At 68.4% G+C, this 13637-nt stretch carries 11 protein-coding genes; 6 read left to right on the forward strand and 5 right to left on the reverse strand.

Going from position 1 to position 13637, the window contains the following annotated elements:
• The first annotated feature begins 65 nt into the window (after positions 1-65).
• Complete coding sequence (locus KUV67_08610) at positions 66-491, forward strand: MAPEG family protein (protein ID MBY6204940.1); 426 nt, start codon at positions 66-68, stop codon at positions 489-491.
• Here KUV67_08610 and KUV67_08615 read toward each other — a convergent pair.
• Positions 476-1024, reverse strand: coding sequence for an NUDIX hydrolase (locus tag KUV67_08615; protein ID MBY6204941.1), 549 nt, complete (start codon positions 1022-1024; stop codon positions 476-478). The two genes, KUV67_08610 and KUV67_08615, sit on opposite strands and share 16 nt — an antisense overlap.
• A 184-nt stretch (positions 1025-1208) precedes the next feature.
• On the opposite strand from KUV67_08615, the gene KUV67_08620 reads away from it, so the two are divergent.
• Complete coding sequence (locus tag KUV67_08620) at positions 1209-2717, forward strand: hypothetical protein (protein MBY6204942.1); 1509 nt, start codon at positions 1209-1211, stop codon at positions 2715-2717.
• Between the two features lie 56 nt (positions 2718-2773).
• On the opposite strand, the gene KUV67_08625 is transcribed toward KUV67_08620, so the two are convergent.
• On the reverse strand, positions 2774-3679 hold the full coding sequence (locus KUV67_08625; GenBank protein ID MBY6204943.1) for a hypothetical protein: 906 nt from the start codon (positions 3677-3679) through the stop codon (positions 2774-2776).
• 162 nt (positions 3680-3841) lie between these two features.
• Between KUV67_08625 and KUV67_08630 the strand changes: the two genes are divergently transcribed.
• A complete protein-coding gene (locus tag KUV67_08630; protein ID MBY6204944.1) occupies positions 3842-4597 on the forward strand; it encodes an SDR family oxidoreductase in 756 nt (251 codons plus the stop codon).
• Between the two features lie 17 nt (positions 4598-4614).
• Here the strand turns inward: KUV67_08630 and KUV67_08635 are convergent, their stop codons facing one another.
• Both KUV67_08635 and KUV67_08640 read right to left on the reverse strand, forming a co-directional pair.
• Positions 4615-5094, reverse strand: coding sequence for a hypothetical protein (locus tag KUV67_08635; GenBank protein MBY6204945.1), 480 nt, complete (start codon positions 5092-5094; stop codon positions 4615-4617).
• Between the two features lie 23 nt (positions 5095-5117).
• Positions 5118-5486: a SirB2 family protein gene (locus KUV67_08640; protein ID MBY6204946.1), complete on the reverse strand. Its 369-nt coding sequence runs from the start codon at positions 5484-5486 to the stop codon at positions 5118-5120.
• Positions 5487-5712: 226 nt separating this feature from the next.
• On the opposite strand from KUV67_08640, the gene KUV67_08645 reads away from it, so the two are divergent.
• Positions 5713-7626, forward strand: coding sequence for an acetyl-CoA hydrolase (locus KUV67_08645; GenBank protein ID MBY6204947.1), 1914 nt, complete (start codon positions 5713-5715; stop codon positions 7624-7626).
• Positions 7627-7632: 6 nt separating this feature from the next.
• Here the strand turns inward: KUV67_08645 and KUV67_08650 are convergent, their stop codons facing one another.
• Positions 7633-9522 carry a sodium:proton antiporter gene (locus KUV67_08650; protein MBY6204948.1) on the reverse strand — a complete coding sequence of 630 codons (1890 nt, stop codon included), beginning with the start codon at positions 9520-9522 and terminating at the stop codon, positions 7633-7635.
• Between KUV67_08650 and KUV67_08655 the strand changes: the two genes are divergently transcribed.
• Together KUV67_08655 and KUV67_08660 are read left to right on the forward strand one after the other, a co-directional pair.
• Positions 9521-11296 (forward strand): Zn-dependent hydrolase, encoded by a 1776-nt coding sequence (locus KUV67_08655; protein ID MBY6204949.1) that lies wholly within the window; start codon positions 9521-9523, stop codon positions 11294-11296. The two genes, KUV67_08650 and KUV67_08655, sit on opposite strands and share 2 nt — an antisense overlap.
• Before the next feature lie 461 nt (positions 11297-11757).
• On the forward strand, positions 11758-13637 hold a 1880-nt coding region (locus KUV67_08660; GenBank protein MBY6204950.1), incomplete at its 3' end, for a DUF11 domain-containing protein.

The raw sequence follows: 13637 nt of genomic DNA on the forward strand, positions 1-13637 counted from the left end.
CGGCCAGCGCGGTCGGCGTACACTCGCAGCACCGCGACACCCCCGTCACGACAAGGAACCCGTCGATGATTGCTTCGATCACGTTGTTCTACGCGAGTCTGCTGGCGCTTCTGCTGCTGGGGCTTTCGGCCCGCGTGGTGATGCTGCGGCGACGCCACCAGGTCGGGCTCGGTACCGGGTCGGTCGGCGCGCTGCAGCGTGCGGTCCGGGTCCAGGCCAACTTCGGCGAGTACGTACCGTTCGCGATCCTGCTTCTCGCGCTGCTGGAATGGGCCGGGGCGTGGACGTGGCTGCTCCACGCGCTCGGCGCGGTGCTGGTGCTCGGACGCGTGCTGCACGCGCAGGGCCTGTCCAAATCCGGCGGCGTGAGTTCCGGGCGCTTCGTCGGCACCTTGCTGACGTGGCTCGTGCTGCTGGTCGCCGCGCTATCCGGTATCGGGCTCGGCATCGGCTTCGGTCTCGGGGGTGGCCCCGGTCAGTCGCTAGCCTGAGTCACGCCCGACCAGTACAGCGCGAACCAGATCTTCGGATCGACCGGCTGGCCCGAGCGCACCCGCTCGATCAGCCAGGCGTGCACCTCGGCCCGGCCGACCCGATGGACCGTGATGTCTTCGCTGCTGTCTCCGCCGCCGTCGGAGACGCGCTCGAGTCCGGTCGCGCGAAAGAACACCGCCGTTTCGTCGGTCATGCCGGCCGACGTCGGGCACCGCATCAACTCCACCAGCTGGCCGGCCCGGTAGCCGGTCTCTTCCTCGAGCTCCCGGGCGGCGGCATCGCGGGCGGCCTCGTCGGCATCACCCGGGCGATCACCGACCAGTCCGGCCGGTAGCTCGATGCATCGTGCGCCCACCGGCTCTCGGTACTGCTCGACCAGCAGCAGTTCGTCGGACTCGGTCCAGCCGATCAGGACGACGACCGTCGGGTGGACGCGAGTGGCGAACTCCCAGCCGTTGCGCTCGACGAGCTTGAGATATCGCCCCGAGTGCAGCATATGTAGGGAGTCGTGACTGGAGTCGCGCGCCATGGCCGTGCATCCGTTCCGGAATCCGGGGAACATTGTGGCACGCGCGGGGTCGCACTCCCGTCGCCGCTCGCGCCCGGTGGGCCCGAACCGTGCGGCCGTCACGGCATCCGCGGCCCGGGTCCCGGAGCCTGGCCGAAGCCACGAAACGCATCCACGAAACGAATCCCAGAAGAGACCTCGAACGATGTCCCAAGCCGTACGCCTGATGTTCGCCAGCCTGATCGTCACCGCCGTCGCCCTTGCCGGCGCCACGGCCCTGGCCCAGGATCCGCCGGCGTCGATCGCCGCCCCGGCCTCTTCGGCCGAGCCGCCGCGACCGGCCGTTCCGGTGCCCGCCGACGACCGGGCCGAGGTCGCCCGGCTGATGACGCGCGCCGCCGAGGCCTACGCCGCCGAAGATCACGCGGCCTGGGTCGCCGCGGTGCAGCGCCTGCACGAGCTCCGGCCCTACAACGCCGATTTCATGCGCCAGCTGGTGGAAGGCTACGCGCGCACCGATCGCCTGTCGCAGGCGTTCAACATCATGCTGAAGATGCAGCAGCAGGGCCTGACGGAAGACTGGGATGCGGTCGAGGGCCTCGACGCCATGCGCCAGTACCCGCTGTTCGAGCACCTGACCACGCTGATGGACGAGGCGGGCCGGCCGTTCGGCGAGGCCCGGGTCGAGCAGGAGCTGCCCGGGCGCATCGCGATGCCGGAAGCGCTGGCCTTCGATGAATCGACGGGCCGCCTGTTCGTGGGCACGGTCCATCGCGGCGAGATCCTGGTCCGGGGCGGAGAGAACGAGTCGGCCGACGCTGCGCTCGAGACCTTCGCCTCGCCGCAGACGGTCCCCGAGCTGATGGCGGTCTTCGACCTGGTCGCCGATGCCGAGCGCGGTCACCTCTGGGTGGCCACCGGCAGCACGTCGCAATTCGCCGGAGCAACGCCGACGAACTTCGGCCGGACCAGCCTGATTAAGCTCGACCTGGCCAGCGGCGAGAAGCTGGGCGAGTACCGCGTGCCGCCCGACGGTCGGCCCCACCTGCTCGGCGCGCTCGCGCTGGCCGACGACGGCACGGTGTACGCCGCCGATACGGTCACGCCGTTCATCTACCGCCTCGAGCCGGACATGGAGCGGCCCGAGCTGTTCATCGGCAACCCGATGTTCACCAGCCTCCGGGGGCTGGCGCTGTCGCAAGACGAATCGATGCTCTACGTCGCCGACTACGAGCGCGGGCTGTTCGTGTTCGAGACCGCCGAGTCGCGCCGCGGCCTGCCCCTGACCGGCCCGGACACGCTCAACCTCGGTGGCATCGACGGCCTCTATCGCTGGCAGGACAGCCTGGTGGTGATCCAGAACGGGATCAGCCCGGACCGGGTGCTGCGCCTCGACCTCGACGAATCCGGCGGCCGGATCGAGAACGTCGCCCCGCTGGTCGTCGCCCACCCGCGCTTCGACACGCCGACCTTCGGCGCCCTGGCCGGCGACGATCTGCTGTTGCTCGCTTCCAATCACTGGGACGACGTGCGGCCCGACGGCCGGCCGATCGCCGGCCCGTTGCCGGCCAACGCCGTGCTGCGATCGCCGGTCGACGAGGCCCAGACCCTGGTGGTCGGGCGCGAGATGCTCGAGCGCATGAAGCAGCAGGGCCGGCCCATGCAGCTCGGCCCGGATTCGGGCAGCGAGACCGACGGCGACGGCGAGGGCTGAGCCGGAGGTCGAACCGGCGCCGCGCGGGTCGCGGCGGACGGATCGGGCGGCCCCGATCAGACGGTTCCGGTCAGTCGGTGCAGGCGCTGCCTGAGGGTCTGACCGAAGCCCAGCCCGTCGAGCAGGGCGTCCATGCCGTCGGGGTCGGCCCGGCGGCGTTCGACGTCCGGCGCGGCGTCGACCTTCTCGATCACCGCGTCCAGGCCGGTCAGTTGGCGCGCCAGGCGCACCGTTTCCTCGTGCGTTCGCAGGCGGGGGATCAACGACTTCGCGCCCCGCAGCTTCAGGAACTGCAGCTCGTCGAGCCGCGCGTAGAGCGCATCCAGGGTCCGGAAGTGGCCGAGCAGGGCCGCCGCGGTCTTCGGCCCGATGCCCGGCACACCGGGAATGTTGTCGACCGCATCGCCGGTCAGCGCCAGGTAGTCGGCGATCTGGTCCGGCCGAACCCCGAAGCGCGCCTCGACCCCGTCGGCGTCCAGCCGGTTGCGGCGCGCGAAATCCCACCAGGCGTCGTCGGGCCCGAGGACCAGCTGGGCCAGGTCCTTGTCGCCGGTGACCACGCAGACCGGGTGGCCCCGCTCACGCCAGCAGCCGGCCAGCGACGCGATCAGGTCGTCGGCCTCGAAGCGATCGTCGACGTGCACGGGCAGGCCGAGGCAGCGGGCCAGATCCTTGCACCACGCGAACTGGCGTTCCAGTTCCGGCGGCGCCGGCTCGCGGTTGGCCTTGTAGTCCGGATACAGCTCGTTGCGGAAGGACGAGGCCAGCGACTCGTCGAAGGCAACGGCGGTGTGCCGGGACCCGGTCTCCTCGAGAAACTCGCACAGGAAGCGGGCGAAGCCGTAGACCGCATTGGTCGGCCGCCCGGCCGGGTCGCTGAAGGCATCCGGCATCGAATACCAGGCGCGGAAGATGTAGATGCTGGCGTCGATCAGGTGAACGACGGGCTTGTCGGTGCTCATCGGCGCATTATGCCCGGGCCGTCGAGGCGCGATGCAGTGCGCGGGCGCATTGCCGCAGCCTTGGCGACCTCGCGGCTATTCTTCGGCCTGGACCGCAGGCCGATGATCCCGATGCCCGAACCCGACTCTTCTCCGCTGTCCCGGTCGACGAGCCCGTCCCCCTTGTCCTCGTTTCCGGGCGATGGCGCCGCCCTGGTCCAGGGCGCCAGCCGCGGCATCGGCCTCGGCTTCGTCCGCCGCCTGCTGGACTGCGGACGCTTCGAGCGGGTCTTCGCGACCTGCCGCGATCCCGCCTCGGCGGACGCCCTGAACGGCATCGATGATCCGGCCCTGACCGTCCTGCAACTCGACGTGACGCGGCCGGCGAGCATTCGCGACGCCACGGCCGAGGTCGAAGCAAGCGGTATGCCGATCCGCCTGCTGCTCAACGTCGCCGGCCTCCTCCACGACGAGCAGCAGGCGCCCGAGAAGCGGCTGGAAGATCTCGATGCGGATGCGCTGGCGCGGTCGTTCGCGGTGAATTCGATCGGGCCCGCGCTGGTGCTCGAAGCCTTCCGACCGCAGCTGGCGCGGCGCGGACGCACCGTGGTCGCGGCGCTGTCGGCCCGGGTCGGCTCGATCGGCGACAACCGCCTCGGCGGCTGGTACGCGTACCGCGCGTCGAAGGCGGCGCTGAACCAGCTGATGCGGACTGCGTCGGTCGAACTCGCGCGCCGCAACCGCAACGCGTTGGTCGTCCTGCTGCACCCGGGCACCACCGATACGGGCCTGTCCGAACCGTTCCAGGAGAACGTGCCCGACGACCAGCTGTTCCCCGTCGATCGGGCCTGCCGTCAGCTGCTCGACGTCATCGACGGGCTCGGCGAGGGTGACAGCGGGGGATTCTTCGCCTGGGACGGCCAGCGGATCGAGTGGTAGGCCGCCGGCCTCGACGCTCAGGCCAGCGGTGCGTCGTCCGCCGGCAGCGGTGCCTCGGCCCGCTCCGCGGGGCAGAGGAAGGGTGAACCGGACCGGCCGCCGTGGTAGTCGAAGCGGCGGTCGCCGATCGCGAGCCGGATCCAGACACCGGGCACCAGGGCCTGGGTGTACATCATGTCGGGTTCCGGGCAGCCCATCGCGCCGTTGCGCCAGGTCACGTAGCGGCGTTCGACCACGTCGATGTCGGACGCGTCGATGTCCATTCTTCCCGCCAGGTCGGCCCGGGCGGCATCGGTGGCCTCATCGAGCCGGTCGGGACCGCCGGACGGCGGCGTGGAATCCTTCATCACGGGTACCTCCATGTCGGGGCCTGGGGCCGGGTCGTCCGCGGCGGACTCGTCGTTGCCGCCTGGCGCACAGCCGGCCGCCAGCAGCAGGCTCAGGCAGGCGCCGACCAGGGTCGGTCCGAGCGGGGTGCGAGGTGTCGTTGCAGGCATGTCGAGTCTCCGGATGTGGGCGATCAGAACGGTTTCGACAACGCCAGCAAGGCGATCGCCAGGAATACCAGCAGCGCTGCGAGATAGGCCAGCACGCCGCGATCGCGGCGCTTGGAGCGAAGCGCGGCCACGCCGAGCAGCACGTAGACCACGACCAGGGCCAGCTTCAGCCCCAGCCAGGCGCTGTCGACCGGGGAGTAGCGGAAGTGGAACCACAGGCCGATCCCGGACATCAGCAGCAGCGTGTCGATCAGGTGTGGTCCGACCCGGACCAGCGGACCGGCCAGCGGTCGGTCCAGGATGCGCACGACGAACCCCCGAAGCGCGAAGCCCAGTCCGCTGATCAGGGCGAGGGCGACGTGCAGGCGCTCGAGAAGGACGATCGTGCTCATGCGGACTCTGACGAACGGGGTCGACGCCGCATTCTAGCGCAGCGTTTCCGGCCGGGCGTCGGACGGAACCCGCCCGGCGACGCGCCGGTGACGGACCTGTGCGGCAGTGCGTGGAGGTGGGACAATGACCGGATGTGGACACGTGGCCAGGCGAGGCAGGGAGGCGCTCGATGAACACGATCATCCTTCACCGGTCGGCGGCCTGCGGCGCGGCGGGGCGCGACCGATGAGCGACACGGGGGCGTTGGACGCCGTCGTCGACGAGATCATCGATCGGGTCGGGCGACGCCTGGTCGTCGGCCTGCCGCTTGGACTGGGCAAGCCGAACCGGTTGGTCAACGCCCTGTACCGGCGCGCCCGCCAGGAGCCGGATCTGGAACTGGAGATCGTCACCGCCCTGTCGCTGGATCCGCCGCGGCCCCGTCACTGGCTCGAAGCGCGCCTGATGGAGCCGATCCTCGACCGGCTGTTCGGTGATGACTACCCGCGCCTCGACTACCTTGCCGACGCCCGAGCCGGGCGCCTGCCGGACAACGTCCGCCTGACCGAGTTCTACTTCCAGTCGGGTGCGGCGCTCGGCCGCCCGTCGCTGCAGCGACATTACATTTCCGCGAACTACACGCACGTGGCGCGCGACCTGGTCGATCGCGGAGTCAATGTGGTGCTCCAGCTCGTCGCCCGGGATGCCGACGGGCGGATCAGCCTCGCCTGCAATCCCGATGTCACGCTGGACCTCATGCGCCGCCTGGCGAGCGACCCGGCCGGCCGCTCGCGCAGCGAGCTCTTCGCCGTCGGCCAGGTGCATCCGGCGCTTCCGTTCCTGCCCGGCGATGCGGTGGTCGAGGCGGACTTCTTCGACCGTGTCGTCGAGGCCGATCCCGACCAGCGGTTGTTCGCACTGCCGCGTGCGCCGGTCTCGCTGCAGGACCATGCGGTCGGGTTCCACGCCTCGCGCCTGATCGCCGACGGCGGAACGTTGCAGATCGGCATCGGCAGCCTGTCCGACGCGCTGGTCCATTCCCTGGTGCAGCGTCACGGCGAAAACGCCCGGTACCGCTCGGCGGTGGACGCGTTTCCATCGGCCGAGTCGGCGGCGCTGGGCGACGACGGGCCCTTCGCGCTGGGCTTGTTCGGCGCCAGCGAAATGTTCATGGACGGGTTCATGCACCTCTACCGCGCCGGCATCCTGACGCGTGAAGTGTTCGATGACCTTTCCGAGATGCGTCGCGCCAACGCGGGCGTGACGGTCGAGAGCGCCGGCCGGGGCGCGGTGATGGAAGGCGGGTTCTATCTCGGCAGTTCGGACTTCTACGCGTTTCTCTCCGAACTGGACCCCGAGGCGCGGGAGCGCTTCCGGATGCACGGGGTGAGCCGCATCAACCAGCTCTACGGCGGCAACGAGACGCTCGAGATCGAGCAGCGCCGCCACGCGCGCTTCGTCAACACCTGCATGATGATGACCGCCACCGGTGCGGCGGTCTCGGACGGCCTGGCCGACTACCAGGTCGTCTCCGGCGTCGGCGGCCAGTACAACTTCGTCGCGATGGCGCATGCGATGGACGACGGACGCTCGGTGCTGATGCTGCGGTCCACGCGGGAGAAGAACGGCCGGGTCTCGTCGAACATCGTCTGGCAGTACCCGCACCTGACCATTCCGCGCCACCTGCGTGACCTCGTGGTCACCGAGTACGGCATCGCCGACCTCCGCGGCCGAACCGATGAAGAATGCATCCAGCGGATGCTCTCGATCACCGACGCCCGCTTCCAGGACGAGGTGGCCGAGCAGGCTCGCCGGGCCGGCAAGCTCGATCCCGCCTGGACGATTCCCGACGCGTGGCGCGGCAACACGCCCGACCGGCTGGTCGAGCGCTTCGAGCAGGCGGGGTATCCAGTTCCGACCTACCCCTTCGGCAGCGACTTTACCGGCGAGGAGCAGCGCCTGGTCCCGGCGCTGCAGTGGGTCAAGGAACGCTCGCAGAACGAGCTGGGACTGGTGCTCGACGCTGTACGCGGCCGACCTCAGGATCACCCGGACGAGCTGGCCCGTCTCGGCCTGGATCGCCCGCGCTCGATCGGCGAACGGATCATGGCCAGGCTGGTCGCCCGCGGTCTCGAACGGACCGCGGGGCAGCTTCGCTGAGAGGCGTCAGTCGCCTGGTGTGCGCGAGTCGGACTCGCCGGGCGCGAAGTACAGCACGATCCATTCCTTGCCCGGTTCGAACGCCTGTTCGCTGGAATAGAGCCTGAGCTGGCGCTCCGGGCCGACCGCTCCGAGCAGCAACCAGTCCTCGGCCGGCTCGCCCATGCGCTCGACCAGGTTCTCCAGCCGGTACTCGTCGGTCAGCCGGGTGGTCTGGATGGTCCAGCCGTCCTCGAGGCGCCGCTGCAGATCCTCGAAATGCGCCTCTTCATCGAATGCGATCTGACCTCGTTGCTCGACGGTCAGCTGTCGCGACTCGTGATCGCCGGGCTCGTGCGGTGAGAGCTGGAACGTGCGATGGCGCCCGAATTCGTGGCCCAGCGCCTTGCAGACCAGTGCGTTGTAGAAATCGTTGTCGGTGGCGCAGAGCAAGTGGCCGAGGTGCTGATCGTCGAGTTCCAGCTCGGCGTGCTCGGACAGGATCTCCCCGTAGTAGGTCTCGATGCCTTCCATTCGGGCAGCCTTCAGGCGCTGAAACGCACCGTCGACGATCAGGACGTCGAAGTCCATCTGTCGGAGCTTGCTCGCCAGCATGACGGTCCAGTCCGACGCGCCCACGATCAGCAGCCCGTTGTTGTGCTTGGCCGCCAGCCCCAGCTTCTGGCCCATCCATCCGACCGTGAAGCCGTGCGCCAGCACCGTGGCCAGGATGACCGCGAAGATGACCGGCAGCATCAGCTGCGCATCGGCATAGCCCGCAGCCACCAGGTCGGGACCGAAGATTCCGGCAGTCGCCGCCGCGACAATGCCGCGTGGTGCGATCCAGGCGAGCAGCCAGCGGTCCTCCTTCTCGATCGGCGCTCCGATCGTCGACAGAAGGATGGTCACGGGGCGCAGGACGAACAGCACCACCAGCAGGAACAACACGATCCGGAGGTCGATCATCGCCAGTTGCTCCAGGGTCAACTGGCTCGGGATGACAATGAACAGCACGGAGAGCAGGATGATGGTCAGGTTTTCCTTGAACCGCTGCAGCTCGGCGCGTTCACCCAGCGGCAGGTTGCCGAGCACGACGCCCATGGCGGTGACGGAGAGCAGCCCGGCTTCGTACTGGTAGGCATTGCCGACCCAGAAGACCAGCAACACGAGAACCATCAGGATCGGTGGTTTGAGGTGCTCGGGAACCCAGCCGCGGCTGAAGACGGTGCCGGTGATCCAGCCCGCGACGGCGCCCAGGCCCCCGGCGACGACCAGCGACGAACCGAGCGCGAAGGCCGTTTCGGCGAGCGTTTCGCCTTCGATCGTGAAGTACTGGAAGGTCAGGACGGCCAGCAACACCCCGACCGGGTCGTTGACGATGCCTTCCCATTTCAGCAGCGACGAGGTCCGGTTGTTCAGGCGGGCCTGGCGCAGCAGCGGTGCGATGACCGTGGGCCCGGTGACCACCAGGATCGCGCCGATGACCCAGGCCACGGGCCAGCTGATCCCGCCGACGTAATGGGCGGCGACGGCACCGAGCACCATGGCGATCGGCGGGCCGACCAGGGTCAGCCGGCCGATGCCGTGGCCGACGCGCTTGAACTCGCCCAGCTTGAGGTCCATCCCGCCTTCGAACAGGATGATGGCCACGCCGAGGCCGATCAGCTTGGTCAGCTCCTCGGGCTTCATCGCGAATTCCACGATGCCCATCACCGGGCCGAGGACGATGCCGGCAGCGATCAGGACCACGATCGCCGGCATGCGCAGTCGCCAGGCCAGCCATTGACTGGCCATTCCGGCCGCGAGAATCAACAGGGTCAGCGTGGCCGTGTACATGAAGGGGCACCGGGGCGACGTGTGCGCCGTGGAAACGATGACGTAGAATCGCACGACCTTCGTCAACGTTGCAAAAGCCATGCGTTCTTCCCCGACTCAGCGGGCTCCGAGCCTCTTCGCCATCGTTTTCTACGTCATCGCGTTCATCGCCCTTGGCGGGTGCTCTTCGCAGACCGATACCGCCGATACCGCCGATACCGCCGATCGCGCTGCTCGGGCCGAGCAAGCCGATCCGGCCCGACCGGCCGATGGTTCCGATCGCAGCGAACGGATCGACAAGGAGAACGGCGCAGCTTCGCCGGAGCTGCTGATCGATCGCAGCCGTCTCGGGATCTACCATCCGGTCGAACTGACCGCCGACCTGTCGACCCTGAGTGACGGTCAGCGGCAGATGCTGAGGCTGCTGATCGAGGCGGGCGGGATCATGGAGCAGCTGTTCTGGCGCCAGGCCTTCGGGGATCCCGCGAGCCTCCTCGATCGGATCGACGATCCCGAGGTCGAGGCCTTCGTCGAACTGAACTTCGGGCCCTGGGATCGCCTCGACGGCAACCGGCCGTTCCTGGAGGGCTTCGGCCCCAAACCCGAGGGCGCGCGCTACTACCCGGAGGACATGACGCGCGACGAGTTCCGCGCCTGGAGCGAGGCCGACAAGGACAACCCCTATTCGCTCGTGCGCCGCGACGAGGCCGGCGCGCTGGTGCTGGTGCCCTACCACGAAGCGTTCGCCGATGAACTCGCTCGCGCTGCGGAACTCCTGCGCGAGGCGGCCGGTCTGGCCGAGTCGGAGGCCTTCGCTCGCTACCTTCGGCTCCGCGCCGATGCGCTGACCAGCGGGAACTACCGGCCCAGCGACATGGCCTGGATGGATGTCCGCGATAACGACATCGAACTCGTGATCGGCCCGATCGAGAGCTACGAGGACCAGCTGTTCGGCACCCGCACCGCGTTCGAGGCCTTCGTGCTGATCAAGGACCTGGAGTGGTCCGAGCGCCTGGCGCGCTACGCGGACCTGCTGCCCGACCTGCAGCGGGGGCTGCCGGTCGACGAGGCCTACAAGGCCGAGGTGCCCGGCACCGACGCGGACCTGAACGCCTACGACGCGATCTTCTATGCCGGTGACGCCAATGCCGGGGCGAAGACCATCGCCATCAACCTGCCGAACGACGAGACGGTGCAGCTCGAGAAGGGCACGCGGCGGCTGCAGCTGAAGAACACGATGCGAGCCAAGTTCGACCACATCCTGGTGCCGATCGCCGACCTGCTGATCGACGAGGCTCAGCAGGACCACATCGCCTTCGACGCCTTCTTCGCCAACGTGATGTTCCACGAGGTGGCCCACGGCCTGGGCATCAAGTACACCGTCGACGACGGCCGCCCCGTGCGGGCCGCGCTGGCCGAGCACCAGTCGGCGATCGAAGAGGGCAAGGCCGACATCCTCGGCCTGGACATGATCGAGCAGCTGGTCGGGATGGGCGAGTGGAGCGGCGACCTGATGGACCACTACGTGACCTTCCTGGCCGGTATCTTCCGCTCCGTGCGCTTCGGCGCCTCCTCGGCGCACGGCCGCGCGAACATGGTCGCCTTCAACTGGTTCGAGGAAGCCGGCGCCTTTTCCCGCGACGAGGTGACCGGGCGCTACTCGATCGATCGCGCGGCCTTCGAACAGGCCGTGAACAGCCTCTCGAATCGCTTGCTCACGCTGCAGGGCAACGGCGACTACGAAGCCACGGGCGAGTTCCTGGCGCGCTACGGGGTCATGCCCGACTCGCTGGCCGACGACCTCGCCCGGGCGAGCGAGTCCGGCATCCCGGTGGATATCCGGTTGATCCAGGGGGCCGAGGTGCTGGGCCTCTGACGGTTGCGCAATGGCGGACATTCCTGTTCGGCCTCGGGTTCCGTGGCGGATCGGCCAGCCTGTGACGAATTTCTCCTTTCTGCCGTAGGTCTGCCGGACGGCCCGCGGATTGGCCCCGGATTCGAGCAGCTTGCGGCCGGCGGGCCGCCATGGAATAATCCAGTGGTCGTCGAGCTCGGGCTCCGACACACCGGAGGTCGAGGGCAGTGCGCCGGATCGGCCCTCCGGATCGAGGGATCGACCGCGGCCGTCGGGCCGTGCCGATAGTAGAGAGGACCGCAGAGACGGTCCGAAAGCCGCCAGAGGGGAGATTCTTGAGCGCGACCTGTTTCGAAGCTTCCCGTTTTCGAGAACGGATGGCCGTGCCGCCCGGACGGTCGCACGCGGCCCGCTCGACCATCGGTTGCAGGCGCTCCGACGTCGTCCCCACATTCCAGACATCCAGCAGAGGAAGCAAGTCCATGTCCTTCATTTTCCGCGCGGGGCTCGCCCTGCTTGCCTGTCTCTTCATTGTCTCCAACGCCGGCGCGCAAAGCGTGCTGGCCAACGCGGTGCCGACCATCCAGCTCCAGGGCGGCGGCGCGACGCCGATGAACGTGGCCTACGATCCGGTGCTGGACCGCTACTATTCGACGACCGGTGGGTTTCAATCGGTCCCGGCGTACACCCACGACGGCGCCGGCAACCTGCTGGCCACGACCCAGCCGTTGAACAACGACAATCGATCGATCTTCTACAACCCGAACACGAACGCCATCGAGCTGATCAGTTTCAACGCGGTCAGTGGTGGTTCGCCGGACGGGTTGATGACCGCCGGTCGCGACGGCGCGGGCATCCTGACGGGATCCAACACCGCGATCCTTGCGGCGCTGCCGGGGCTTCCCGGAAGCCAGACCATGCCGGCCTACGATCCGATCGATGACGTGTTCTATGCCCGCGAATCCGGGAACGTGGTCAACATCGTTCGCCGAAGCGACGGCGGGTTGCAGGGCCAGATCACGCTGGATGTCGTCGCCGCCGGCGGCGCGTCCTTGAACAATAACACGATCGGGTTCGACGTGACCGAGCGGGTGCTGGTCGTCCTCGATAACGGGGTCAGCCCGTCACGCGCGCTGGTCTTCGACCTGGCCGGTTCCTTCATCGGCGCATCGGCGCTTCCGCCGGGCTCGCCTTCGCCCGGCTCCTACGGTGTGGGGTACGCGAACGGCCAGCTGTTCGTCAGCGACAACAACAGCCACTTCGGCTACCGGGTCCTGCAGGGCGGTTCGGTCGATCTGTCGATCACCAAGACCGCCCCGGCCACCGCCGTGGCCGGTACTCAGATCACGTACACGTTCGATGTTTCGAACTCCGCTAGCGCCGGCACGTTCTCTCCGGTGGCGGCGAACTTCACGGACATCAGCGCGACCGGCACGCCGGTCGGCCTGTCCGACGACCAGGTGTCCGGTGATATCCCGCTGCCGTTCACCTTCGACTTCCAGGGTCAGGCGAAGAACGACATCCGGATTTCGTCCAACGGCTTCCTGACCTTTGCGCCCCAGACCAATAACGGATGCTGCTCGGGGCAGCCGATTCCGAACGCTGCCACGCCCAACGACGTGATCGCCTTCTTCTGGGTCGACCTCAACCCGGCGGCCGGCGGCGAGATCGACTACCAGACGCTCGGAACCGCGCCGAATCGCCAGTTCATCGTCCAGTTCACGGGCGTCCCGCACTTCGGCGGCGGCGGCGGACCGGTCACGGCCCAGGCGATCCTGTACGAGGGATCAAACGACATCGAGTTCCAGTACGTCAGTGCGCCGCCGGACGGCAGTCCGACCACCGTGGGCATCGAGAACGCCGACGGCACGATCGCGCTGCAGATCGCCAATTCGGCGGTGTCGTACTCCAACGAAGGCTTTCTGATCCAGCAGCAGAGCCCGGCAACAGCCACCGGCGTGACGGTGACCGATTCCCTGCCCGCCGGCACGACCTTTGTCTCGGCCAGCGGTTGCACCAACGCGCCGTCCGGTCCGGTCGTTTCCTGTGATCTGCCGGACGTGGCGCCCGGTGGCTCGGTCAACGCGAGCATCACCGTTTCCATCGATCCGTCCTTTACCGGTACGCTCGACAACACGGCGTCGGTGGCGTCCGACCAGGGAGACGGTGATCCGTCGAACAACAGCTCCACCGCCTCGACCACGGTCGGTGCGGAAGCGGACATGGCCATCGTCAAGACCGGTCCGGCCACGGCGATCGCGGGCACCCAGGTGACCTACGACATCACGGTAACCAACAACGGCCCGTCCGACGCCCAGTCGGTGCAGGTCGCGGACCCGACGCCGGCCGGCTACACGTTTGC

It is taken from the genome of Halomonas denitrificans, from assembly GCA_019800895.1.
Classification (GTDB): Bacteria; Pseudomonadota; Gammaproteobacteria; order Xanthomonadales; family Wenzhouxiangellaceae.

What these genes read in the sequence shown, in the direction of transcription:
- KUV67_08610 (MBY6204940.1), top strand. Translation starts at nt 66, where the DNA reads ATGATTGCTTCGATCACGTTGTTCTACGCGAGTCTGCTGGCGCTTCTG.
- KUV67_08615 (MBY6204941.1), bottom strand. Translation starts at nt 1,024, where the DNA reads ATGGCGCGCGACTCCAGTCACGACTCCCTACATATGCTGCACTCGGGG.
- KUV67_08620 (MBY6204942.1), top strand. Translation starts at nt 1,209, where the DNA reads ATGTCCCAAGCCGTACGCCTGATGTTCGCCAGCCTGATCGTCACCGCC.
- KUV67_08625 (MBY6204943.1), bottom strand. Translation starts at nt 3,679, where the DNA reads ATGAGCACCGACAAGCCCGTCGTTCACCTGATCGACGCCAGCATCTAC.
- KUV67_08635 (MBY6204945.1), bottom strand. Translation starts at nt 5,094, where the DNA reads ATGCCTGCAACGACACCTCGCACCCCGCTCGGACCGACCCTGGTCGGC.
- KUV67_08640 (MBY6204946.1), bottom strand. Translation starts at nt 5,486, where the DNA reads ATGAGCACGATCGTCCTTCTCGAGCGCCTGCACGTCGCCCTCGCCCTG.
- KUV67_08645 (MBY6204947.1), top strand. Translation starts at nt 5,713, where the DNA reads ATGAGCGACACGGGGGCGTTGGACGCCGTCGTCGACGAGATCATCGAT.
- KUV67_08655 (MBY6204949.1), top strand. Translation starts at nt 9,521, where the DNA reads ATGCGTTCTTCCCCGACTCAGCGGGCTCCGAGCCTCTTCGCCATCGTT.
- KUV67_08650 (MBY6204948.1), bottom strand. Translation starts at nt 9,522, where the DNA reads ATGGCTTTTGCAACGTTGACGAAGGTCGTGCGATTCTACGTCATCGTT.